At 64.9% G+C, this 24,239-nt stretch carries 22 protein-coding genes and 1 pseudogene; 13 read left to right on the plus strand and 10 right to left on the minus strand.

What is annotated here, in order from left to right; genetic code table 11:
* Positions 1–43: 43 nt before the first annotated feature.
* Both J0A91_RS21445 and J0A91_RS21450 read left to right on the plus strand, forming a co-directional pair.
* Entirely contained in the window at positions 44–1,999 is a 1,956-nt protein-coding gene (locus tag J0A91_RS21445; RefSeq protein ID WP_069206602.1) for a peptidylprolyl isomerase, read from the plus strand.
* Entirely contained in the window at positions 1,989–3,509 is a 1,521-nt protein-coding gene (locus J0A91_RS21450) for an anthranilate synthase component I family protein (RefSeq protein ID WP_069206603.1), read from the plus strand. The genes J0A91_RS21445 and J0A91_RS21450 overlap by 11 nt, the downstream gene beginning before the upstream one ends.
* A gap of 478 nt (positions 3,510–3,987) precedes the next feature.
* Here J0A91_RS21450 and J0A91_RS21455 read toward each other — a convergent pair whose 3' ends face one another.
* From J0A91_RS21455 to J0A91_RS21470, 4 genes are all read right to left on the minus strand, one after another.
* Complete coding sequence (locus tag J0A91_RS21455; protein ID WP_150127022.1) at positions 3,988–4,797, minus strand: HNH endonuclease family protein; 810 nt, start codon at positions 4,795–4,797, stop codon at positions 3,988–3,990.
* A gap of 2 nt (positions 4,798–4,799) precedes the next feature.
* Positions 4,800–6,119 carry an AAA family ATPase gene (locus J0A91_RS21460; RefSeq protein ID WP_069206604.1) on the minus strand — a complete coding sequence of 440 codons (1,320 nt, stop codon included), beginning with the start codon at positions 6,117–6,119 and terminating at the stop codon, positions 4,800–4,802.
* A gap of 560 nt (positions 6,120–6,679) precedes the next feature.
* Complete coding sequence (locus J0A91_RS21465; protein ID WP_069206605.1) at positions 6,680–7,669, minus strand: alpha/beta hydrolase; 990 nt, start codon at positions 7,667–7,669, stop codon at positions 6,680–6,682.
* A gap of 488 nt (positions 7,670–8,157) precedes the next feature.
* A complete protein-coding gene (locus tag J0A91_RS21470) occupies positions 8,158–8,697 on the minus strand; it encodes a hypothetical protein (RefSeq protein WP_240502116.1) in 540 nt (179 codons plus the stop codon).
* 139 nt (positions 8,698–8,836) lie between these two features.
* Here J0A91_RS21470 and J0A91_RS21475 point away from each other — a divergent pair, with 139 nt between their 5' ends.
* The 4 genes from J0A91_RS21475 (at position 8,837) to moaC (ending at position 11,903) form a co-directional block, all read left to right on the plus strand.
* Complete coding sequence (locus tag J0A91_RS21475) at positions 8,837–9,421, plus strand: anthranilate synthase component II (protein ID WP_069207554.1); 585 nt, start codon at positions 8,837–8,839, stop codon at positions 9,419–9,421.
* Entirely contained in the window at positions 9,418–10,413 is a 996-nt protein-coding gene (gene trpD, locus J0A91_RS21480; RefSeq protein ID WP_069206606.1) for an anthranilate phosphoribosyltransferase, read from the plus strand. The genes J0A91_RS21475 and trpD overlap by 4 nt, the downstream gene beginning before the upstream one ends.
* Positions 10,410–11,195 carry an indole-3-glycerol phosphate synthase TrpC gene (gene trpC / locus J0A91_RS21485; RefSeq protein WP_069206607.1) on the plus strand — a complete coding sequence of 262 codons (786 nt, stop codon included), beginning with the start codon at positions 10,410–10,412 and terminating at the stop codon, positions 11,193–11,195. The genes trpD and trpC overlap by 4 nt, the downstream gene beginning before the upstream one ends.
* 231 nt (positions 11,196–11,426) lie before the next feature.
* Positions 11,427–11,903: a cyclic pyranopterin monophosphate synthase MoaC gene (gene moaC / locus J0A91_RS21490; RefSeq protein WP_069206608.1), complete on the plus strand. Its 477-nt coding sequence runs from the start codon at positions 11,427–11,429 to the stop codon at positions 11,901–11,903.
* Between the two features lie 119 nt (positions 11,904–12,022).
* On the opposite strand, the gene J0A91_RS21495 is transcribed toward moaC, so the two are convergent.
* The 3 genes from J0A91_RS21495 to J0A91_RS21505 form a co-directional block, all read right to left on the minus strand.
* Complete coding sequence (locus tag J0A91_RS21495) at positions 12,023–12,346, minus strand: type II toxin-antitoxin system PemK/MazF family toxin (RefSeq protein ID WP_069206609.1); 324 nt, start codon at positions 12,344–12,346, stop codon at positions 12,023–12,025.
* Positions 12,343–12,567 (minus strand): antitoxin MazE family protein, encoded by a 225-nt coding sequence (locus J0A91_RS21500; protein ID WP_069206610.1) that lies wholly within the window; start codon positions 12,565–12,567, stop codon positions 12,343–12,345. The genes J0A91_RS21495 and J0A91_RS21500 overlap by 4 nt, the downstream gene beginning before the upstream one ends.
* Positions 12,568–12,700: 133 nt before the next feature.
* Positions 12,701–13,969, minus strand: a complete 1,269-nt coding sequence (locus J0A91_RS21505; protein WP_150127023.1) for a DUF5677 domain-containing protein — start codon at positions 13,967–13,969, stop codon at positions 12,701–12,703.
* Positions 13,970–14,238: 269 nt separating this feature from the next.
* Here J0A91_RS21505 and J0A91_RS21510 point away from each other — a divergent pair, with 269 nt between their 5' ends.
* Positions 14,239–15,423, plus strand: a complete 1,185-nt coding sequence (locus J0A91_RS21510) for a molybdopterin molybdotransferase MoeA (RefSeq protein ID WP_069206612.1) — start codon at positions 14,239–14,241, stop codon at positions 15,421–15,423.
* Positions 15,424–15,491: 68 nt separating this feature from the next.
* Positions 15,492–16,169, plus strand: coding sequence for a transcriptional repressor LexA (gene lexA, locus J0A91_RS21515; RefSeq protein ID WP_069206613.1), 678 nt, complete (start codon positions 15,492–15,494; stop codon positions 16,167–16,169).
* A 4-nt stretch (positions 16,170–16,173) separates the two neighbouring features.
* Here lexA and J0A91_RS21520 read toward each other — a convergent pair.
* Positions 16,174–18,291, minus strand: a pseudogene (locus tag J0A91_RS21520) (ComEC/Rec2 family competence protein); the annotation flags it as partial.
* Positions 18,292–18,319: 28 nt separating this feature from the next.
* On the opposite strand from J0A91_RS21520, the gene gltX reads away from it, so the two are divergent.
* The 3 genes from gltX to J0A91_RS21535 are packed head-to-tail and all read left to right on the plus strand — an operon-like array spanning position 18,320 to position 21,260.
* Positions 18,320–19,759 (plus strand): glutamate--tRNA ligase, encoded by a 1,440-nt coding sequence (gene gltX / locus J0A91_RS21525; protein ID WP_069206614.1) that lies wholly within the window; start codon positions 18,320–18,322, stop codon positions 19,757–19,759.
* An 18-nt stretch (positions 19,760–19,777) separates the two neighbouring features.
* Entirely contained in the window at positions 19,778–21,061 is a 1,284-nt protein-coding gene (locus tag J0A91_RS21530; RefSeq protein WP_069206615.1) for a citrate synthase, read from the plus strand.
* On the plus strand, positions 21,039–21,260 hold the full coding sequence (locus tag J0A91_RS21535; protein ID WP_083224848.1) for a hypothetical protein: 222 nt from the start codon (positions 21,039–21,041) through the stop codon (positions 21,258–21,260). The genes J0A91_RS21530 and J0A91_RS21535 overlap by 23 nt, the downstream gene beginning before the upstream one ends.
* A 4-nt stretch (positions 21,261–21,264) precedes the next feature.
* Here the strand turns inward: J0A91_RS21535 and J0A91_RS21540 are convergent, their stop codons facing one another.
* The gene (locus tag J0A91_RS21540; RefSeq protein WP_069206616.1) at positions 21,265–22,233 is read right to left on the minus strand and encodes a magnesium and cobalt transport protein CorA; all 969 of its coding nucleotides are present in this window, start codon (positions 22,231–22,233) and stop codon (positions 21,265–21,267) included.
* A 99-nt stretch (positions 22,234–22,332) separates the two neighbouring features.
* Between J0A91_RS21540 and J0A91_RS21545 the strand changes: the two genes are divergently transcribed.
* Entirely contained in the window at positions 22,333–23,127 is a 795-nt protein-coding gene (locus J0A91_RS21545) for a TrmH family RNA methyltransferase (protein ID WP_069206617.1), read from the plus strand.
* 18 nt (positions 23,128–23,145) lie between these two features.
* Here the strand turns inward: J0A91_RS21545 and J0A91_RS21550 are convergent, their stop codons facing one another.
* Entirely contained in the window at positions 23,146–23,712 is a 567-nt protein-coding gene (locus J0A91_RS21550; protein WP_069206618.1) for a hypothetical protein, read from the minus strand.
* A 123-nt stretch (positions 23,713–23,835) separates the two neighbouring features.
* On the opposite strand from J0A91_RS21550, the gene J0A91_RS21555 reads away from it, so the two are divergent.
* Positions 23,836–24,237 (plus strand): MAPEG family protein, encoded by a 402-nt coding sequence (locus J0A91_RS21555; RefSeq protein ID WP_069206619.1) that lies wholly within the window; start codon positions 23,836–23,838, stop codon positions 24,235–24,237.
* Positions 24,238–24,239 lie beyond the last annotated feature (2 nt).

Below are 24,239 nucleotides of genomic sequence, written 5' to 3' on the forward strand. Positions count from 1 at the left end.
GCGACGCGTTAAACCGCCTTCAACAGATCGGCCCGTCCGCTTTATGCTCAGTTTCTTTCGCCGGATCATCAACTCGAAGGTCGGCGTCGTCGTCACCCTCGCGGGGCTGATCGTCATAGCCTTGATGTTCGGGCTGACCGACATCACCGGCCTCACCGGCGGCAGCGGCACGACCGGATCGGGCGATTCGCTGGCGAGCGTGGACGGCACCAAGATCGGCTCGAACGACATCCGTAGCCGCGCGCAGCGCGAGCTTGAAGGCTATCGTCAGCAGAACCCGACTCTCGACATGGCGCAATATGTCGCCGGCGGCGGCGTCGACGGCACGCTCAACCGCATGATCGATACGATCGCGCTCGAGCGGTTCGGCCACAAGCAGGGCATGTTCGTCAGCGACCGGCTCGTCGATGGCCGCATCGCCAGCATCCCCTCGCTGCAAGGCCCCGACGGCAAGTTCAGCCAGGACGCCTATAACCGCGCGCTCAAGCAGGCGCACCAGACCGACGCCGCGCTGCGCGCCGACATGAAGCAGGGCATGATCGCGCAGTTGCTCGTCACCCCGCTTCAGGCCGACACGCCGCAGGTGGCCAAGGCGCTCGCGCAGACCTATGCCGGGCTGCTGCTCGAAAAGCGCCACGCGCAGATCGCAATGATCCCCGCCGCCGCGCTCGCCACCGGCCCTGCGCCGACCGACGCCCAGCTCGCCGCGTTCTACAAGACCAACGCCGCGCGCTACAGCCTCGCCGAGCGCCGCGTGATCCGCTACGCGACCATCTCCGGCAAGGCGCTGACCACCCCGGTCACCGTCAGCGATGCTGAAATCGCCAAGGCCTATCAGACGCAGATCGCCAGCTTCCGCGCGGTCCAGCGCCGCACCGTCGCGCGCGTGATCGTCGGCGATGCCGCCACCGCCAACGCGCTCGCCGCCAAGATCAAGGCCGGCACCCCGATCGACCAGGCCGCGCGCGCCGCCGGGCTCGAATCCGCAACGATGACCGCGCTGGAAAAGAGCGCCATCGCCGCACAGACCTCGCCCGCCTTCGCCGATGCCGTATTCGCCGCCGCCAAGGGCAGCGTGATCGGCCCGGTCAAGGGCACGCTCGGCTATGTCGTCGGCCGCGTCGAGAGCATCGATGATCGCGGCGAGATCCCGCTCGCGCAGGCCAAGACCCAGCTCACCGAGCAGCTCACCACGCAGAAGAAGAACGACCAGCTCCGCAAAATCCACGACGCGCTCGACGATGCGATCTCGAACCACGCGACGTTCGATCAGCTCGTCAGCCAGCAGAAACTGACTGCGCAGGTTTCGCCGCCGGTGCTGGCGAGCGGGGCCGATCCCGCGCAACCCGATGCCAAGGTGCCGCCCGCCGCGAAGGCGATCGTCGATGCCGGCTTCGCCAACCAGCCCGGCGACACGCCGCAGCTCGTGCCGGTCGATGCCGACAGCTTCGCGGTGATCTCCACCGCGAAGGTGTTCCCCTCGGCACCGCCGCCGCTCGCCGAGATCCGGGCAGCGGTCACGCGCGATTTCACGATGGAGCGCGCCGCCAAGGCCGCACGCGATGTCGCCAAGAAGGTGATGGACGCCGCCAACAAGGGCACGCCGATCGCGCAGGCGGTCGCCGCCGCGGGCGTCAAGCTGCCCCCGGTCCAGCCGCTCGACAAGACCCGCGCCGAGCTTACCGCCAACCCCAACGGCGTGCCCGCGCCGCTCGCGCTTCTGTTCAGCATGGCGCCGCACACCGCCAAGATCATCGCCGCGCCCAACAATGCCGGCTGGTTCGTGCTGTGGCTCGACCGGATCGACAAGGGCGATGCGCGCGGCCGTCCCGACATCGTCGCGGCGACCCAGGCCGATATCGGCAAGGCGACCGGCGGCGAATATATCCAGCAGTTCGTCAAGGCGGTGCGTGGCACGGTCGGCGTCAAGACCGATGCCGCCGCGCTCGCCAAGCTCAAGGCGGCGCTGATCGGACAGGAGACGACCGATCAGCCCTGATCGTGATGGCGTAACGGCGTCAGCGGTCGCGGCGCTCGCCGCCGGCCGCCCGGCCTTGCTGTGGCAGCGGCAGATCGCCGACACCGAAACCCCGGTCGGCGCCGCGCTGCGGCTGATCGAGCCGGGGCGCGGCGACTTCCTGCTCGAATCGGTCGAAGGGGGCGAGACGCGCGGGCGGCACAGCCTGATCGGCCTCGCGCCCGATCTCGTCTTCCGCGCGAACGGCCAGTCCGCCGAGATCAACCCGGACTGGCTGACCGACCGCGACGCCTTCGCGCCGGCGGACAAGCCGACGCTCGCCGCGTTGCGCGATCTCGTCGCCTCGTGCCGGATGGACGTGCCCGCCGAACTCCCGCGCGCGCTCGCGTGTCTGGTCGGCTATTTCGGCTATGAAACGATCGGGCTGGTCGAAACCCTGCCGCGCCCGGATGTCGACCCGCTCGGCCTGCCGGACATGATCTTCGTGCGCCCCACCGTGATCCTGATCTTCGACCGGCTCGCCGATGCCTTGTTCTTCGTCGCACCCGTCTGGCCCGACGCGGCGCGCGATCCGCGCGCGATCGTCGCGCAAGCCGCCGATCGGATCGACGCGGTCGCCGCGCGCCTCGCCGCGACCCCGCTGCCCGCGCCCGTTCGCGCGCTCGACTTGCCCGAGATCGCGCTGACGCCAACCCTACCCGCCGGCCGCTACGCCGAGATGGTGGAAAAGGCGCGCGACTATATCGTCGCCGGAGACATCTTTCAGGTGGTGCTCGCGCAGCGCTTCACCGCCCCCTTCCCGCTGCCGCCGTTCGAACTGTACCGCTCGCTCAGGCGCATCAACCCCTCGCCCTTCCTCTATCATCTCGATCTGCCCGGCTTCTCGCTCAGCGGCTCCTCGCCCGAAATCCTCGTCCGCGTGCGCGACGGCGAAGTGACGATCCGCCCGATCGCGGGCACGCGCCCGCGCGGGCGAACGGCGGCGGAAGACGAAGCCAACCGCACCAGCCTGCTCGCCGATCCCAAGGAGCGCGCCGAGCATCTGATGCTGCTCGATCTCGGCCGTAACGATGTCGGCCGCGTCGCGGCGGCGGGCAGCGTGCAGGTGACGGCGAGCTACACCACCGAATTCTACAGCCACGTCATGCACATCGTTTCGAACGTGGTCGGCACGCTCGCGGAAGACAGCGACGCGCTCGATGCCTTGTTCGCCGGCTTCCCCGCCGGCACCGTCAGCGGCGCGCCCAAGGTCCGCGCGTGCGAGATCATCGCCGAACTCGAGGGCGTGGTGCGTGGGCCGTATGCGGGCGGCGTCGGCTATTTCTCGCCCGACGGATCGATGGATTCGTGCATCGTGCTGCGCACCGGAATCGTGAAGGACGGCGTCATGCACGTCCAGGCCGGCGCCGGCATCGTCGCCGATTCGAACCCGGACTACGAACAGCGCGAATGCGAAGCCAAAGCGGGCGCGCTGCTCGCGGCGGCACGCGAAGCGGTGGCACGCGCGGGAGCGCCGGGTTTCGGGCAGTAGCCAGGCGCCCGTACGGGCTGGAAATGAGTCGAGGTCGGTACATGGAACGGGGCGGGAGTTACGCTAAGCGCTGGCAGACCCGCTCGGGCGGCGCGGAACACCTGATTGTCGTCACCCTGCGAACGTCAGCGGACCTGGCTGCTACCCAACGATTGGACTCCATGATTTGTTAAGGGCGCGTCCGCCTCATCCGTGGCGACGGAACGGCAAGGTATGGGTGGCAAGCGGACATGACAGCTTTTGGTGAGAGAAATAGGCATAGCTGCGGTTGAGCGAGCCCCGGTTTGGGGCACCTCCCGACCAATTCACGACCTTCAGCGGCCGGGACGTGAACGACCGCTCGCTCTGGAACCTGCCGTTCGCCTTATTGCAAACCGCCCGGACGACTACTCGCCAACTGTCGCCGTCCACCGACCAGATTGACGATCTTGGAAGCGGTCGTTGTCCAGTTGGTTCGCTGCGCGAAGTAGAAGGCCTGCTAGTCAAAAGCCCAGTCTGGATCGGGCAGAAGGGATCCATCCAGCGCCGGCCCAAAGAAGTCTCGTAGTACTGTGATGAAACCGACCAAAGTTTTACCTGGTGTTGGGCTAAGGTGATTCGCTAGCTGCGTCATTGCGCTGCGCACAGCGTCGAGCGGATCAAGATCGGTGACTTCCGATTCGTATCTGGCGAGTTCGTCATTCAAATATTGCCGGACAGCCGCGCGCGCAATCTTAAGGCGATCGCAGTTCAAACCTAAGTAGCTGATTGTTGCCGCGATGCGGTCTGCGGATAGACCCGCAGAAATTGCGTCGGGATTTACCTCTAGTGTCCCATCAAATTGAACGCTGAAGATTGGTGGGGAGAGCGGCAGCTCAGTCGGTCTATACGGCCGGTTAGCGATCAAGAAGCTGTCCGGGCTGACATCCCCCTTTTTCTGACCACAGCTGACGTTATCACCCTTGGCAAGGCCGGAAGTCCCGAACGGCGGTCTCAGATGAGGCTTAATGCCTCCAAGGCAACTGGCATGAAAGTTTGTGAAGCCGAAAGTGATCTCAGGCCTCGGATTTCCGCCGTTCGATTTCGGAATCCAGTGTTCGACCTGACGCGCAGGCGTCGGGATTTCGGTAAAAAGGCGGGCTTCGCAAAAGGCGCAGATCCCCCGCTGACGCTTGCTCAAAGCATCCGCAAGCTCGACATACCGATTTCCGTCGTCCCGAAACCGGGCCCAATTGGTTTCTTCGGAGTTTTCAGCTCGAAACCGAGCAAGCCCCGGCGTATCGCCGGCAAGCAGCGCACAAAACTTCATTTTCAGATCCGGCGTGCCGCCAGACGGCGTTTCTCGAGGTCAAGCGTTGCGAGCACCGGATCATCTGGCGAGACCGTTTGCATCTCCTGGAGCGCCTTTAAAGCCGGCTGCGTGTCTGCCTTTCCGGCGCGGAGCAAACTGGCGTATTTTTCCAGCGCCCTTACGAAATCCGAGACATCTGCCGGCGGCCGTTCTGATACGCCCATCACCGTGCTTAATAGCCGTCCGGACTCTGCGCCCTCCGTCGACGGCAGTTGTTCAAGCTTTAGTTTACCATCGACCCAGCCAAGCTTGAGAATACTATCTTCTCGAAGCGTAGTGAGCACTTGGGGGCTGTGCGTAGACATGATGAACTGGACGTTCGGGAATGCCTCCAGCAAGCCTTTGACGACCAGTTGCTGCCAACGTGGATGCAGATGAAGATCGATCTCGTCAATCAGGACGACCCCGGGGCTTTGGGTTGGATCCTCAAGATGCGGATTCAAGTCCGCCATGCGACGTGCAAGGTCCATCGCCAGAGCAACCATCGTGCGAAAACCGCTACTGAGTTGGCCAGCTGTCAACAAGCGAGGCGCTTGCCCCTCGCTCTGTAGTGTCATCGAAAGCTGTGGAGGTCGTCCGAGCATGCGCAGCTCAGAGACTTCGGGCACCAGCTTCTCGACCGCATAACGAACAGACATCAGCCTGCGATCAACAAAATCACTCCCGCGCTCACGCTGATCGCGCAACTCAGCATTCTCCGCCTCTTCAAACCAGTTGACCGATTCGTCGAAGTAAACTCGCGTATCGAAAGCTAAATGGTAGGCTCCCAAGCGCCCTTTAGATTGTCGGCGGTAGACTGAATCGCCGCCGTGCAGTTGACCTCGGTCATCACGATAATAAGCTAGAACAGGCGCGGTTTGATCCGTATCGATCAACTGGTGGAACCAGCGCTCTGAACTGCCGTCACGCCGTTGTCGGACCCTCGGCTGATCTGAGTACGTGTCGTCGAGCAGATAATGGCACGTAATTTCGTTGCCATTCGTTTCAAGGCTTATAACGAGATCGTCCGCCCGCTGCGGCTCGCCAAGCAAATCCTTGTCGATCAGAGTACGAAAATCCTCGACAGAAACTCGGCTGCCGCGTCTGCTGGGGGGGGTGGAGTTTCTCAAGAGCGACGACAGCGCCACGGCGATCGCTTCCAGTATCGTGGTTTTTCCAGTCGCATTATCGCCAACTAGCACCGTCAACTGTCGGTGCAGTGGGATAGTCGCCTGGTCGATCGCCCGGAAATTTTCGATCCGGACGGATTTGAGCAGCAGCGAGTTAAAGTCAGGTATCATCGTGCATCATTAGCAGATTGCTGACTGAGCGGAAGCGCGCCGTTCGCTGGCATGTGCCCCGAAAGCTCGGTGTCTACAAACGGTAATCCACACCCAATTCGCCAGAGGCTGCTTGGTTTAAGTTACGCAGCCATGGAGACGTCGTCTAGTGTGACATAGTATTGCGCTTCAGAATTAGCACGCGAGATGTAACCGCCGTGTTGGAGAGTGGGCACCGGGTGTTGGACCCGCCGTCACCAACGCTGGCAGCCGTAATGTCGGCTGACAGCTCTTGCTCATTCCGGGATGCTGCGTCGTCCTGCGCCGGACGTCCGGTTCTGACGATAGCTGCCTTTTAACGAGTGTACCCGGAACGGCAGCAACGTCCCAGGGCTCGTCATTCCAGCCTTCGCGTCGGAGATGAACCAACGGCAGGTTTCACGTCCGACGATTGCGACTCTGAACGACGTGGATTGGGCGAAAGCCGAAATTGCGCGGCACTGCCGTCTTCCGTGAGAAGGATGGTATCTCGAAAGCCGCTTTTCTTTCAGTCCGCAGCCCGCAGCCCGCCGCTCTTGGCGTCACAACATACCAATGTCGTGCAGCCACTGTTTGACCTGTCCGGGCCATTCGCGCGTAATCGGATCGGCCGTTGGCCGCATTCCGAAGGCATGGCCGCCCTTGGCATAGAGCCGCAAGTCGACCGGCACGCCCGCATCACTGAGTGCCAGAGCATAGGCCATCGGTTGCCGGATCGCGTCCATGGGATCGTTCATGGCATGAAAGATCAGCGTCGGCGGTGCCTTGGGACTGATGGTCACATACGGCCTGAGTTCGAGACTGTTCCTGCCCTTGCTGCTGTCCAGCATGCGCGCCGTGTAGGCGACGATCGCGAAGTCGGGCCGGGGCGATTGGCGGTCAGCCGCGTCCGCAAGCGGATAGGTGCGCTCTTCGGTGTTGCTCATATTGGCCGCGAGATAGGCACCCGCCGAAAAGCCGATGACGCCGATCTTGTGCGGATCGATTCCGTAGGACGACGCCTGCTGCCGCAGCAGCCCCATCGCGCGTTGCGCGTCTTCCAATCCCAATAGGACTTTTGGCCGCTGCCCCTCAGGCCAGGCTTGCGGCACCCGATATTTCAGCACCGCACAGGCCATCCCCTGCTGCACCACCCAATCACAGATTTCGGTGCCTTCCAAATCAGTCGCGATGACTTCGAATCCGCCGCCCGGGAGGACCAGCATCGCCGCTCCGACATTGCGCCCCTTTGGTAGATAAAGCGTCATGGTCGGTCGGGTGACGTAGCTCGCCCAATGCCATTTGCGCCCTCCGACAAGCCCGGTCCCGTTACCGGTCGCTTCGGGACGATCACCGGAATCGGGCTTTGCCAGAGGCGTGCTCGCCGGCCAGAGCGGCGTCTGAACTCCGCCCTGGGGAGGCTGCCAGACACCTGCCCGCTCGTTCTTTGGAAGGGCCGTATTCGCCGGCGAGGTACTGGGCTTGATGATCTGGCCACAGGCTGCGCCAGCGATGCCAACCGCAAGGATAGAGGGGATGATAAACCGCGACAAACCGCATCTCCTCTTGAGGACGCAATAGCCAGCCCGACTGCGGAAACGGAGGTTAGCGGCCATAACCCGTCAAGCAACCAGTCGCTTCCCGAACGTCGCTTGTGCGCGACTCCCGTCATTGCGGGGAACGGAAAACACAGGGTGCCGACACTCTGCCCGCGTTCTCCCATGAACGTCGATGGGCCCCGGAGAGGGTATGCGGTAAATCATGTCGGATTGCCTGGCGGGACGGAAGCTGGACCAGCAGGTTTTCCGTCATCGGCTAAGCATAGGCCTGTGCCCACTCCCTGACCTGCCCCCGAGTCGACCATCTGGTCGGCTCATCGCCTCGAACCTGATCATCGGTCAGGGCGAACCGAACGCTCTGACGTATCCCCGCGTTAAAGATCGGCGATCACGGTGTCTTTGCTCACCGTCATTGCCCCTGACCGACCTCTCCCCGAGGCCGAACCGCCGCGATCAGCCTCCGCTCTCTTGCCGCGCCCGGCTCAGGGCGCGGTCGGGTCGATCGACTGGCCGTTGCGCTTCGCCACCCGCTCGGCGGTCCATTGTTGCAGGCGCTGCGCGCTACAGCCGGTCTGCCCGCCCGAGCCGACCGGCGAGCACGAATCAGGCAGCCCCGCCGCCTGCCGGCCGACCTGATCCATCGATGCGGTGCGGTTGACCCAGCTCTGGTTCTGCGCGGGGATCGGCTTCTTGTCGCGCAGCGGCTTGGGGATGCGATACGGCTCGTCGATCCGCGAGCACACCACCACCTCGTCGGGGGAGCTCGCCTTCGGGCACGGCGCGGTGCCGGTGATCGCGATGTTGCGGATGCGTCTGACCGGCTGGCCCGACTCGGCTTGTTGGGTGACGCCGGCATGGTCCTGCTCGGCGAAATCCTTGCCCGCCACGTCCGCCGCGGTGATCGTGTCGCCCGATCTCGCCGCGGGCGTCGGGGTGCTCTGCGGAGGCGTGGTTTGCTGAGTCTGGGCGATCGCCGTCATCGGCAGGCTGAGCGCGGCGGCGAAAAACAGGGCGCGAACCATCGTCTTGAATCTCCTTGGGGCAAGCCGAACGCTCGGGCTGCCCGAATTGGTCCACCCCTAATACAGCGCGACCCGGCCGGAAAGGCGGCGGAATCGGGGCGCGGTTGCGCTGTCGGCCACAATGGCTATGGCGAAGATCATGATCCTCGTCATCGACAATTATGACAGCTTCACCTGGAACCTCGTCCATTATCTGATGGAGCTTGGCGCGGAGGTGAAGGTGGTCCGCAACGACGCCCTCTCCGCGCGCGACGCGGTCGCGAGCAACGCGCAGGGTTTCCTGATCTCGCCCGGCCCCAAGACGCCGACGGAGGCGGGCATCAGCCTCGATCTCGTTGCCGCCTGCGCGGAGGCCGGCAAGCCGCTGATGGGCGTGTGCCTCGGCCATCAGGCGATCGGCCAGCATTTCGGCGGCAGCGTCGTGCGCGGCGGGCTGATGCACGGCAAGACCTCGCCGGTCGTCCACGACGGTACCGGGCTGTTCGAGGGCCTGCCCTCGCCCTTCACCGCCACCCGCTACCATTCGCTGATCGTCGAGGATCTCCCCGCCGACCTGATCGTCAACGCCCGCGCCGACGACGGTTCGGTGATGGGCGTGCGCCACGCGACGCTCCCGATCCACGGCGTCCAGTTCCATCCCGAGAGCATCGCCACCGAACACGGCCACGCCCTGCTCGCCAATTTCGTGCGGCTCGCGGGGATCGACGTGAAGGCGCTCGCGTGACGACGATCGCCCTGCTCCCCGACCCCATTTCGCCGCTGTCGCGCGAAACCGCAGGGGAAGCGTTCGCCGCGATCCTCGACGGCACCGCGCCCGACGCCGAGATCGCCGAGTTCCTCACCGGCCTCGCGATCCGCGGCGAGACCAGCATCGAGATCGCCGCCGCCGCCCGCGCGCTGCGCGACCGCATGATCGCGATCGAAGCCCCCAAAGGCGCGATCGACGTGTGCGGCACCGGCGGTGACGGCCACCACACGCTCAACGTCTCGACCGCCGTGTCGATCGTCGTCGCGGCGTGCGGCGTGCCGGTCGCCAAGCACGGCAACCGCGCCGCCTCGTCGCAAGCCGGCGCCGCCGACACGCTCGAAATGCTCGGGCTCGATCTCGATCGCGCCGAGCGCGATGCCGAGGGCAGCCTCGCCGACATCGGCATCGCCTTCCTGTTCGCCGCCAGCCACCACCCCGCGATCAAGCGCCTCACCCCGATCCGCCGCGCGATCGGCCGCCGCACGATCTTCAACCTGATGGGGCCGCTCGCCAGCCCGGCGCGGGTGACTCGCCAGCTCATCGGCATCGCCCGCCCCGATTACGCCGCCACCTACGCCGCCGCGCTCGCCGATCTCGGCACCGAGGCGGCTTTGGTCGTCGCGGGCGAGGAAGCGCTCGACGAACTCTCCTGCGCCGGCCCCAGCGTCGTCGTCGCGCTCGGCATCCCCAATGTCGCCGATCGCATCGCGCCCGAGGATGCCGGCCTGCCGCGCCACCCGCTCAGCGCGATCCGCGGCGGCGACGCCGCGCACAACGCGCACGCCCTGCGCGCGCTGCTCGACGGCGAGCGCGGACCCTACCGCGATGCCGTCCTCCTCAACGCCGCCGCCGCGCTGATCGTGGCCGGCACCGCCGACACCCTGAGCGAAGGCGCGGAAACCGCCGCCGCCGCGCTTGACGATGGCCGCCCCGCGGCGCTGCTCGACAGATGGATCGCCTACCGATGACCGACGTGCTCGACCGTATCCTCGAAACCAAACGCGCCGATGTCGCCGCGCGCAAGGCGACCACCTCGCTCGCCGAACTCGACGAGCGAATCGCGCTGCGCACCAAGCCGCGCGGCTTCCGCGCCGCGCTCGACGCCAAGGCGAAGACCGGCCACGCGCTGATCGCGGAGATCAAGAAGGCCAGCCCCTCCAAGGGCCTGATCCGCGCGGATTTCGATCCGCCCGCACACGCCATCGCCTATCAGGCCGGCGGCGCCGCCTGTCTCTCGGTGCTGACCGACGAGGAATGGTTCCAGGGTTCGGACGACTATCTCACCGCCGCGCGCGACGCCTGCACGCTGCCGGCGCTGCGCAAGGATTTCATGGTCGATCCGTGGCAGGCGCCCGAATCGCGCGGGCTCGGGGCCGATTGCATCCTGCTCATCATGGCCGCGCTCGACGATGCCCTCCTCGCCGAGATCGAGGCGAGCGCGATCGAATGCGGCATGGACGTGCTGGTCGAGGTCCACAACGCCAAGGAGATGGACCGCGCGATGAAGCTCAAGTCGCGGCTGATCGGAGTCAACAACCGCAACTTGCGCGATTTCACCGTCGATTTCGCGCGCACCTACGAACTGGTGTCGAAAGCGCCCAAGGACTGCACCTTCGTCGCCGAAAGCGGCCTCACCACCCGCGCCGATCTCGACGCGATGGCCGAACACAACATCCACTGCTTCCTGATCGGCGAAGCGCTGATGCGCCAGGACGATGTAGAGGCCGCCACCCGCGCGCTGGTGGGATGAGCGCGGCGCTCGGCGCCTTCCCCTCCCTGAAAGGGAGGGGACCGAGGGGTGGGTCGGCCCGCGTGGGACCGCTCCGATCGCCTCAGCCCAGCCCTCCCCATCAGGGAGCCGAGCGCGAATGACCACCCTCACACCCCCGTTCGTGCCGAGCCCGTCGAAGCACGGGCCGCACACGCTGCCGTTCGGGGCACCGGCTTCGACACGCTCAGCCCGAACGGCGAAGGCTCCGCCATGCCAGATCTGACTCACCTCGACGAAACCGGCGCCGCACACATGGTCGATGTCGGCGGCAAGGCCGTCACCGCGCGGCAGGCGATCGCCACCGGCCGCATCACCATGTCGGCCGCCGCCGCCGACGCGATCCGCCACGGCACCGCGGTCAAGGGCGATGTCCTCGCGGTCGCGCGCATCGCCGGCATCATGGCCGCCAAGCGCACCAGCGATCTTATCCCGCTCTGCCACCCGCTGCCGCTCACCCGCGTCGCGATTGATCTCGCGCCCGATGCGGAAGGCGTCACCGTCACCGCGACCGCCGCGACCGAGGGCAAGACCGGCGTCGAAATGGAAGCGCTCACCGCCGCCAGCGTCGCGCTGCTGACGATCTACGATATGGCCAAGGCGATCGACAAGGCGATGGTCATCACCGGCGTGCGGCTGCTGGAGAAACGTGGCGGCAAGTCGGGCGAGTGGCGGGCTGGGGCGGAGTAGTTAACTACCCCCGTTCGTCCTGAGTAGCGGCCCTGAGCGCCTGCCTTGGCAGGCAGCCGAAGGGACGCGTATCGAAGGACCGGCCCGGCGCGAAACCCGTGCAGGCAAAGGCGCCGCACTCACGCAATCGCGAAGAACACCGCCAGCGCACGCGTCACCGCCAGCATCGCCTCGGCATCGAGGCTGCCGATCGTCGCGCCGATCTTATCGCGCTTCACCGACATCGCCTTGTCCACCATGATCTGCGAACGCGCCCGCAGGCCATTGGCAGGCGTCGGCTCGATCGTCGTGCGGATCAGCGGCGCGTCCACCAACGTTCTGGAGACGAGCAACACCGTCACCGTGCCGGTTTCGGCGAACTGATCGGACTGGATGATGAGCGCCGGGCGCGGTTTGCCGAAATCCCCCGACAGCGCAATGGTGACGAGATCGCCCCGCTTCACGCTTCGCCTGCGGGGTCCATATCGGCAAGCGCGGCGTCTAGGAATGCGTCCAGATCGGCGTCGGCGGCATCGGCCGCCGCGACGATGCGTGCCTGCCGCCGGCATTCCTCGGCGAAGCCGGCGCGTCGCGTGTCGGGCACCCAAATCTGAATCGGGCGCAAACCAGCGGCACGCAGTGCGTCGCGGCGCTTGCGGACCCGTTCATTGAGAGGTGCTGGCATCGCGCGGCCCTTTAGATTGTTACATGTAACGTATGCCTCGAACGGCGCGGACGCAAGGACGAGGTCGCGTTAAGACGCAAATGCACCGCAGACGGTTTAGATATTTATCCCCTTCGAAATTTAATATTTAAATTCATACGGATTTATTTTTTAATAACGAACGGTGCTCTCTCATGATGCGCCTGTTCGCGCGTTCCAATTTACTCATAATATTATCTCGCAACAAAATGAGTATCTTGAGCTGTATCATATCATCAATATTTCCAGACCTTAGTATGAGACCAGTTACAAAAGTTATATCGAATGCAGAAAGCTGTGCCGGGTCGACGAACCCGATATTACTCGCTCCGGCAAGGCCAGTCGGTGAACCAAGTTCGCGCAAAAGGCCGAGGCGAAACGCTATACCCTTTGGACTCGCATGCACGTTGTAACTTGCCATTCCATAGTAGGCTCTCATTTCGATCTTACCGGCGGCTTGTTCGAGATCGATGAAACGGGGCTTTTTCAGACCAAGGTGGAAGCCCGCCCAACCGTATTCGGAACCAAACCGGTCGCCGTACAAAACGAGCGCCTGAGCATAAGCGCTTTCGACTTCTGCAATCTCTTTTTTTGAAAGAGGAGCTAGCCCCAACGTTGAATGACTCGCCTGATAACGGTCCATCGCACGTTTCGCTTCGACAGCTTCGTGAGCTCGGTATCGTACGGCCAAATCTTCACCGAAATGCGCGATGACCGCTGCCACGATTGTAATCTCGTGCAACGTACGCCACCGCGCCATCGCACCGTCAGCGAACCCGTTCTCCATCAGGCACAGGATTTCAGCTACGACTTGGCAGGCACGAACATGCAGATGCCTAATTGTATCTTGAAGAACGAGGTTGCGTTTGGCGCGGGAACGCCGTCGACGCTGCTCCACTATGGCACCAATCTCGTGTGAGATGGTGTACATCATTCTCAGTATGTCAAACGCCGCACCCCATCGCTCTTCAAGACGTTCACGAAAGCCGCCGCCCGTTGCCAACTGCCAATCACGCTGCGCTCGCCAATCGCCTTTAAGGCTCTTGAGAATAATCTGCGCTGAATCGTCAATGATTTTGGTGATGATCGAGGGAACTTCGGTCTTCACAAACGAGTGTATCTCACGTTCGATATTTTGGATTTCGGCCGGGGTAAACTCTATCGTTATATCGCGTTCGTCCGCCGAATTAAACTCAAATGGTTTTTCGACTCTTGCGATTATATGATCGGCAAACGCCAGCGCTAGACCGTGGGGCGCGTTAGGTACTTTCTGATCAATTAACGCAGTGATTTTAGTCTTGAACAATTGCTTAGGTATAGCCTTCAACTGCGTTACAATAATCTTGTGAATATCTGTGGTTCGTGATTCTTTGTTACGCGACATAGTGCCCTCCCCGATCCCGGTATACTGGACGCGGGGATCAACTGCTACAATCCGCTCCCCACAGGAAACGCGACAGTAATCTAACGTCGGCCACGCTCTTAAAATCGGAGCGTGGGTTGGCGCCCTTACGCGGCGCATAAACTATAAATCGAACATCCTCACCCGAACATGCCTCTACTGTCCTAGTAGCCCTACACCCTCAACTCCCATATAGTGCGCTCCCCGGTACACGCCCCGGAGTAACGCTCACCGTCCCGGACTCCCCCAACATGCCACCCCTAGTCTCCGTAGAAACCGCCCTCGCCCGCCTCCTCGCGCTCGCGCACCCGGTCGCACCCGAAACCGTCCCGATCCGCGCCGCCGCCGGTCGCTGGGCCGCCGAGGACGTCGCGGCGCTGCGCACCCAGCCCTATGCCGATCTCTCGGCTATGGACGGCTATGCGTTGCGCTTCGCCGATCTGCCCGGCCCCTTCACCGTCATCGGCGAGAGCGCGGCCGGCACGCCCTTCGCCGGAACGGTCGGCGCGCAGGAGGCGGTCCGCATCTTCACCGGCGCGACGATGCCCGCCGGGGCCGACACCGTGCTGGTGCAGGAGGAGGCCGCGCGCGACGGCACGATCCTGAGCGTCACCGGCGCAGGCCCGGCCTATGCCGGCCGCAACGTGCGCCGCGCGGGGCTGGATTTCCACGCGGGCGATGTGCTCGTCCCCGCCGGCGCGCGGATCACCCCGGCGCGGATCGCGGTGGCGGCGACCGGCGGGCACGGCACCCTGCCCGTCCGCCGCGCGCTTCGCGTCGCCACCGTCGCGACCGGCGACGAACTGGTCGCGCCCGGCGCGCCGCTGCCGCCCGGCGCTTTGCCCGAATCGAACGGCGCGATGCTCGCCGCGATGCTCGCCGATCTGCCGGTCGAGGTCGTCGATCTCGGCATCCTGCCCGATCGGCTCGACACGATCACCGCCGCCTTCGCACGCGTCGATGCCGATATCCTCGTCACCACCGGCGGCGCGTCGGTCGGCGATCATGATCTGGTGCGGCCCGCGCTGGAGGCGGCGGGCGGCGTCCTCGATTTCTGGCGGATCGCGCTTCGCCCCGGCAAGCCGATGCTGGCGGGGCGGCTGAACGGCACGGTGGTGCTCGGCCTGCCCGGCAACCCCGTCTCCGCCTTCGTCACCGCGACGTTGTTCCTGCGCCCGCTCATCGCGTTCATGAGCGGTGCCGCCGATCCCCAGCCGCGCCGCGCGAGCGCGATCCTCGGCGAAGACCTGCCCGCCAACGATCACCGCGCCGATTATCTGCGTGCCGAGACGCGGGGTGGCCGCGTCTATGTCGCGGCGATCCAGGACAGTTCGATGCTGCGCACGCTTGCCCGCGCCGACTGCCTGGTGATCCGCGCGCCGAACGCGCCCGCCGCCAAGGCCGGCGACTCGGTGGAAATCCTGCCGCTCGGCTGATGGACGCTGCTTGACTTGCATCCTACCGTTCCATATTGGTTCCGCATCTGTTCGGACGGAGGAACGCGATGCTCACTCGCAAGCAGCACGAGCTGATCTGCTTCATCAATGATCGCCTGGAGGAAACCGGCGTGTCGCCCTCGTTCGAGGAGATGAAGGACGCGCTCGATCTCAAGTCGAAGTCGGGCGTGCATCGTTTGATCAGCGCGCTCGAGGAACGCCAGTTCATCCGCCGCTTGCCGAACCGCGCGCGTGCGCTCGAAGTGCTGCGCATGCCCGAGCGTGTCGCGACCGCAAAGAAGGCAAACGTCGCACCACCTTTGCCACCCGCAAACATCCGCACCCTGCCCCAGCCCGCCAACGACGTGATCGAAATCCCGCTCCACGGCCGCATCGCCGCCGGCGTGCCGATCGAGGCGTTCGAGGGCCAGTCGATGCTCGCGGTCCCCGCCGCCCTGTTGGGCGGTGGCGAGCATTATGCCCTTGAAGTCGCAGGCGATTCGATGGTCGATGCCGGTATCTTGGATGGCGATTACGCGCTCATCCGCCGCACCGAAACCGCCCGCGACGGCGAGATCGTCGTCGCGCTGATCGAAGAGGCCGAAGCGACTCTCAAATACTTCCGCCGCGAAGGCGCGATGGTCCGTCTCGATCCCGCCAACCGCGCCTACGATCCCCAGCGCTACGCCCCCGCCCAGGTCCGTATCCAGGGAAAGCTCGCCGGCCTGCTCCGCCGCTACGACTGACCCGCCACGGATGACGGTCCTCGCTGTGGCTCACGATAGCGATGTTTCGGGTTGAGAAGGTGATCGCCACCCCGCCCGTCCGCGCCAGCGCCACCGCATCGAGCTTCAACCAGCGCGGCGCACACGCGCGCGGCAGCCGCCGCTCGGAGATGACGATATCGGCGCCGGCGCACAGCGGAACGAGCTGCTCGACCGGCACAAGGTAAGAACTCCGCGTCGCAAGGATTCGCCAAGCACCGCGCCGCACAAGACACAGATCGCGACTGCACCGCGCATCAGGCTGTTCGGACATCAGCAGCGGCACCGCATCCACGCCGCCGTTCTCGGCAAAGGTCGATGCGGTATAATCGCCGGTCCGGTCGCGCAGCACCGCCAGATTGCCGCCAGCCGTGCGGATCGCCGCGTGCCGCCCGTCGCCGGTCACGAGCAGATCCGGCGCCGGCGTCAACGCCGCCCACGCCGCCCCGACCACCAGCGGCGCTACGCCCAGCCGCCGCCACCGCGTCCGCCACAAAGCGATCCAAAGCCCGCCCGCGACCATCAACCCGTAGGCGCCCGCGGGCATCGCCGGGATCGAAGCCACCGCCCCCGGCAGCCCCGCCACCGCATGCGCGATCCAGAGCAACACATCGAGCGACCGCGATGTAACCCACCAGAACGGCGCTCCGGCGCCGACGCAATCAAACAGCAACGCCAGCGCCTCGAACGGCATCGTCACGAACGTCGTCAGCGGGATCGCCACGATATTGGCGACCGATCCGTACACGCCCGCCCGGTGGAAGTGGAACACCGAGATCGGGATCAGCGCCAGTTCGACGACGATTCCGGTCAGCAACAGCGACGCCGGCCCACGCAACATCGCCCGCCCGCGCCCTTCCTCATGCGGCCCGAACCAGCGCTTCATCGCGGGATGTTCGTGAAGCGACACGATCGCCACGACCGCCGCGAACGAAAGCTGAAAGCTCGGCCCTGCCAGTGCTTCAGGATAGAGCAACAGCACCACGAACGCCCCCGCCGCGACCAGCCGCAGCGTGATCGCCTCGCGCCCCATCGCCAGCGCGACCAGCACCAGCAGCGCGGCGACGCACGATCGCACGGTCGGCACCTCGGCGCCGGTCAGCACCGTATAACCAATCGCCGCTAGCGCCCCCGCGCCGGCGGCGATCAGCGGCACCCGCCAGCGCAGCGCGATCCACGGCACCAGCGCGAGCAGGCGCGTCACGATCAACATCACCGCGCCGACCACGGCGGTGATGTGCAACCCGCTCACCGACAGCAGATGCGCGAGACCGGACCTCCGCATCGCCTCAGCGTCCTTCTCCGGGATCGCGCCCTGATCGCCGGTAGCGAGCGCGGCCGCGATCGCGCCGGTGCCGCCGCGCGCGCTCGCTTGGATGTGGCGGGACAACCGCTGCCGAAGCCCGTCATTCGCTGGCGCGCCGTGCCTTAGCACCGCCACCGGCGCGATCCCGCGCCCAGTCGCCCCGATCCCATCGAACCAGGCGACCCGCGCGAAATCATAGGCGCCCGGTACGGCGGGCGCTGGCGGCGGGAGCAGCCGCGCGCGCAACCGGATCGTCGCGCCGACGCCCAGCCCCGGCGGCACATCCGCAACCGCGAGGTTGACGCGCAGGTGCGCCGGCAAGACTGGCGCGGCGCGTTTGCCGTCCGCGATCACGCGCAAGGGCGCCAGCCGCAGCCGCACAAGATCGCGCGCGGCGATCGGATCGATCCGTTCGACCTTCGCCTCGAATCGCGCCAGCACGGGGCCGGCAAGCGGCGCAACATCGGCTGACTCGGCGCGCCACCAGATCAAAATGATGCCGAACACGACGAGCAGTGCCGCCACCGCAACCGCTCGCCCCGCCCGATCACCGCGCGCGACCGCGATTGCGGTGAGCGACACGCCTCCTGCCCCCAACGCCGCGACACGCCATGTCAGCGGATCGGGCAGCACCAGCCACGCAGTGATGCCCGCGCCCAGCATCACCGGCAGCCAGAGCACGAGTTGGTCCCGCTCGGCCTCCAGCCATCGCTCCAGCGCCGCGCGGCACGGGCGCTGCCAGCCGATTTGAAGCGGCGAAGGTCGCGTGCTAGGGGCGTCGGCGGCTGAGTTGGCCATCGATATTCATGTCTGGGAGCAAGCGCGGTTGGGCGCAACATCTGATAGCGCGGCGGCCGTATCCGGCACGCCCGAAACCGCAAACATCGTCACCCGGTTCGCGCCCTCGCCGACCGGTTATCTGCACATCGGCGGCGCGCGCACGGCTTTGTTCAACTGGCTGTACGCGAAAGCAAAGGGCGGCAAGTTCCTGCTGCGAATCGAGGATACCGATCGCGCGCGCTCGACCCAGCCGGCGATCGATGCGATCCTGACCTCGATGCAGTGGCTCGGGCTGGATTGGGACGGCGATGCCGTGTTCCAGTTCGAACGCGCCGTGCGCCATGCGGAGGTCGCGCATCAGATGGTTGAAAGCGGCCACGCCTACCGCTGCTACATGACGCACGAGGAACTCGCCGCGATGCGCGCCCAGGCGGAAGCCGCCAAGCGTCCGTTGCGGGTTCGCAGCCCGTGGCGTGATCGCGCACCGGAAGCGGGCGAGAAGCCCTATGTCATTCGCCTCAAGGCGCCGACCGAAGGCGCCACGACGATCGTCGACCGCGTTCAGGGCAGCATCACCGTCCAGAATTCGGAACTCGACGATCTCATCCTGCTGCGCTCGGATGGCACGCCGACCTATATGCTCGCGGTGGTGGTGGACGATCACGACATGGGCGTGACGCACGTCATCCGCGGCGACGACCATCTCAATAATGCCTTCCGCCAGTTGCCGATCATCAAGGCGATGAATTGGCCCGAGCCGGTCTATGCGCACGTACCGATGATCCACGGGCCGGACGGCGGCAAGCTTTCCAAGCGGCACGGCGCGGTCGGCGTCGAATATTATCGCGACGAACTCGGCATGCTGCCCGAGGCGGTCGACAATTATCTGCTCCGGCTCGGCTGGGGTCACGGCGATGACGAGATCATCAGCCGCGAGCAAGCCGTAGCGTGGTTCGACCTGGACGGCATCGGCAAGTCGCCATCGCGCTTCGATCTAAAGAAGCTCGAAAACCTCAACGGGCATTATATCCGTGAAGCGGACGACGCACGATTGGCCAAGCTGGTCGCTGCGCGGTTCGATCCCGCACTAGACGGGCATCAGCTCACGCTGCTCGAACGAGCCATGCCATCGCTCAAACCGCGCGCGGCCAGCGTGATCGAGCTTGTCGATGGTGCGCAGTTCCTGTTCCGCCAGCGGCCGCTCGCCATTGCGGCAGAGGCTGAGCCGCTAATCGCCGGAAACGCGCAACCGTTGCTCGCTGCACTGCACACAGCGCTTGACGCGCTCGACGACTGGGATACGGAAGCTCTCGAGTCTGCGGTTCGGCAGGTTGCCGAGGATGCGGGGGTCAAACTCGGCCAGGTCGCGCAGCCGCTGCGCGCCGCATTGACCGGACGCAAGACCTCTCCCGGTATCTTCGACGTGCTTGTGCTGCTCGGGCGCGAGGAAAGCCTCGGCCGGATTGCAGATCAGATAAAGAACTGAATAGAGGAAGAGACATCGATGACCGACACCGCGAAACTAAGTGTAGCCGGCAAGGACGTTGAAAACGCGGTGATTTCGGGCACGGTCGGCCCGGATGTGATCGACATTCGCAAGCTGTATGCGCAGACTGGAATGTTCACCTACGATCCGGGCTTCACCTCGACGGCGAGCTGCGACTCGGCGATCACCTATATTGACGGTGACGAAGGTGTGCTGCTCCACCGCGGGTATCCGATCGGCCAGCTCGCCGAACAGTCGAGCTTCATGGAAACATGCTATCTCTTGCTCAACGGCGAGCTGCCCTCGGGCGACGAACTCACCAAGTTCGAATACACGATCAGCCGCCATACCATGCTCCACGAGCAACTCGCGACCTTCTATCGCGGTTTCCGCCGCGACGCGCACCCGATGGCGGTAATGTGCGGCGTCGTCGGCGCGCTGTCAGCCTTCTACCAGGATTCGGCCGATGTGTCGGACCCGATGCAGCGCATGATCGCGAGCCACCGGCTGATCGCCAAGATGCCGACGATCGCGGCGATGGCGTATAAATATTCGATCGGCCAGCCGTTCATGCACCCCAAGAACGACCTGAGCTACACCGGCAACTTCCTGCGCATGACGTTCGGCGTTCCGGCCGAGGAATATGAGGTCAACCCAATCGTCGAGAAGGCGATGGACCGGATCTTCATCCTCCACGCCGATCACGAACAGAACGCCTCGACCTCGACCGTCCGGCTCGCCGGCTCGTCGGGCGCCAATCCCTTCGCGTGTATCGCGGCGGGCATCGCCTGTTTGTGGGGTCCCGCACATGGCGGCGCCAACGAGGCCGCCCTCAACATGCTGCGCGAGATCGGCACACCCGACAAGATTCCGCATTATATCGAACGCGCCAAGGACAAGAACGACCCGTTCCGCCTGATGGGCTTCGGTCACCGCGTTTACAAAAACTACGATCCGCGCGCGACGGTGATGCAGAAGACCGTGCGCGAGGTGTTCGCCTCGCTCAACGTCACCGATCCGGTGTTCGAAACCGCACTGCGGCTCGAGGAAATCGCGCTCAGCGACCCGTACTTCATCGAGAAGAAGCTGTTTCCGAACGTGGATTTCTACTCGGGCATCATCCTCTCGGCGATCGGCTTCCCTACGACGATGTTCACCGCGCTGTTCGCGCTCGCCCGCACCGTCGGCTGGGTCGCTCAGTGGAACGAGATGATCTCGGACCCGGCGCAGAAGATCGGCCGTCCGCGCCAGCTCTACACCGGCGCGACCGAGCGCGACTATGTCCCCGTCGCCGCGCGCTAACGCGCTGCGCATCGTTCTCCTCATCGCTGGCGCGCTCGCGCTGGCGATGGGAGTGCTGTGGATCGGGCAAGGCATCGGCCTGATCCGCTGGCCGGCGTCGAGCTTCATGATCGATGAGCGGCGCTGGGTGCTTTATGGCGCGGTATTGGTCCTAGCGGGCGGTTTGCTGATCCTGCGGAACCGCCGCCCACGGCGGTGATTGTCTACAGCCAGCCCAGCCGTCGGAACCGCCAGTAGAGCACGCCGCATACCCCAGCGATCACCACGAGCGTCGACGGGTAGCCCCAGATCCATTTCAGTTCCGGCATGTGCTCGAAATTCATGCCGTAGATGCCTGCAATCGCGGTCGGTACGGCGAGGATTGCGGCCCAGGCGGCAAGCTGCCGGGTGATCGCGCCGGTACGTTGCCCTTCGAGCAGGTTGCTGAATTCGAATACCGACGTCAGCACCTCGCGCAGCCCCTCGACCATCGATTGCACGCGGCGAACATGGTCGAGCACGTCGCTGAAATACGGCCGGGCATCGACATCGATGCACGGCAGATCGAGCCGCACGAACTTGCCCGCGACTTCGCCCATCGGCACCAGCACGCGCTGGAAGCGCATCAGTTCGCGGCGCAGCGCGAAGATTCGTGCGACCTCGTCTCGGTTGAGAAACGAATCGATCGCCCGGCGCTCCATCGCGATCACATCCTCTTCGATGGTCTCGACGATTGGCAGATAGCCGTCGGCGATGAAGTCGAGGATCGCGTGGAGGACATAGTCGACACCCTGCGCGAGCAGGGTCGGCGCCTTCTCGAGATTATCGCGCAAAGAGAGATGTTTGCGTGGTGAGCCGTGGCGCACGCTGATGATGTGACTGTGCCCGACGAAGATTGACGTCTCGCCATAGATGATCTTGTCGCCTTCCAGATGCGCCGTGCGCGCGACGACGAAGAGCTGATCGCCATAGACATCAACCTTCGGAAGCTGATCGGCCTTGAGCGCATCCTCGATCGCAAGCGGATGGAGATCATAGGTCTTTTGCAAGATGCGCAGTTCGGCCTCGTCTGGTTCGGCAATGCCGATCCAGACGAATTCGGACTTGTTGTGTGCGCAATCGACCTTCTCGTCGATTTCGACCTCCCGCACCTTTTTGCCGTCACGATAGAGATACGCGGCAATCACACTCATCGACGGGCCTCTGGAAACACGGGTTTGGCCCGCGGTAGCAGACCGGATGCGCCTCGCTCAATCATCGACGCGCGGCTTTTGTTGCGGCATAGGCGGGCGATGCCGCGCGAGATAACCGCTTATTCGAACCCGCTCATCAAACGCGTGCGCTCGCTACGCGAGAAACGCCATCGCCGCGAGGAAGGGCTGTTCCTCGCTGAAGGACTTCGCATCCTCACCGAAGCGCGTGAGAGCGGTCGCCTGCCGGTCTATCTGTTCTTCGCGCGCGACAGCGCGGCGCATCCGTTGGTTCGCGCACTTGTCGCCGATGTCGAGGCGGCGGGGGGCGAGGCGATCGAAACCGTGCCCGATATCCTGTCGAAGCTGTCGGGCAAGGACAATCCGCAAGCGGTGGTCGGTGTCTTCGAAGAGTTTTCCGCCAAACTGGAGTCGCTCGACCGCACCGCCGCAACGATATGGCTGGTCGCCGAACGGCTGCGCGATCCGGGCAATCTCGGTACGATCCTGCGCACCGGGGATGCGGTCGGTGCGGGCGGGCTGATCCTCATCGGCGAATGCGTCGATCCTTTCTCGGTCGAGGCCGTGCGCGCGAGCATGGGCGCTTTGTTCACGGTGCCGATCGTCCAGAGCGGGTGGGACGATTTTCTCGCTTGGCTGCGCAGCGGGCCGGGCCAACTCGTCGGTCTCAGCCTCGACACCGATCAGCATTACCGCGAGGCGCGCTACGCTTCACCGACGTTCCTGCTCACCGGCAACGAGGCGCAGGGCATGCCTGCCGAGTACGCGCAGGCATGCGACCTGCTGGTGAAGATCCCGATGCTCGGCAAGGCGGACAGCCTCAACGCCGCCGTTGCCACTGCTGTGATGGCCTATGAGGTGCTCGCGCGCGCCTGACGACGCGCGCGACTCGGCTCACACGGCGTCGTGCGGCACCGTCTTGGGTTCGGGCGCTGGCGCCTTCACGGGCGTTGGCGCGGTGCCGAATTTCGGCGCCTTGCTGCAATCGCCTGAGCTTTGCGAGACGACCTTCGGCTGCGCGTTCGCACCGTACGACGTCATCTGGTAGCTTTGGGTGCAACCGCCGCCCTTGCCGTCACCGCTGCTGTACGAGGTGAACGAATAGCTCACCGCCCCCCCGGCGGGCAGGTTCTTGATCGCGGCTTCGTCGATCTTGCCGTCCTGCGGTGTGGCGCGCTGCATCGCCGCGACGTGCTGGAGCATCGCTTGCTGCTGGCGATCCATATCGGCGAACATATGGTCGAACGAGGCGAACGAATCGAGCATCGCGACGGGTTCGACCTGCGCGACGGGCACCAGAACGACCTTGGGCGCGACGTCGCCAAAATAGCGAACGTGAGCCACAGAACCGTCGGGCAGGTTGACGTCCAACAGGTGCATCGCGCGGTCGGCGGCGAGTGCGCTGCCGGCCAGCGTGGCGGTGCTGATACCGGCCAAGGCAATCTTTGCGAACAGGTTCATGACATGCCTCCTCAGCGTTTGAAGAACCGTAGGAAATCTATTCCGCCAAGCTGAACCGCAGATGAAAGCAACGTCGCGGCTTGCCGCACGTTGTGGTAGTCTCACCGCGCGAAGGAAACAGCCATGCACGTCGAATATGCGGTTCTCGCCTGGGGGTGCATCCTCGGCTTCGTTCACATCTTCGGCGCGGCGCAGGTGCGGACGGCGCAGCTCGGCACCGCATGGAACGCGGGCCCCCGCGATGCGCCGATGCCGCCGCCGACTCCGCTCGGCGGGCGGCTCGCGCGGGCGCAGGCGAATTTCTTCGAGACGTTTCCGATCGTGGTGGCGGCGGTGGCGCTGCTCGGCGTCGCCGACATCCACACGCGCTGGACCGCGATCGGCGCGATCGTGTGGCTGGTCGCGCGGATCATCTACATCCCGCTCTATGCGGCGGGGATTCCCTACATCCGCTCGCTCGTTTTCCTCATCAGCGTGGCGGGGATATTGATGATGCTGTGGCCGGTGCTGGCGGCGACGCTCTGACG

It is taken from the genome of Sphingomonas panacis (assembly GCF_001717955.1).
Classification (GTDB): domain Bacteria; phylum Pseudomonadota; class Alphaproteobacteria; order Sphingomonadales; family Sphingomonadaceae; genus Sphingomonas; species Sphingomonas panacis.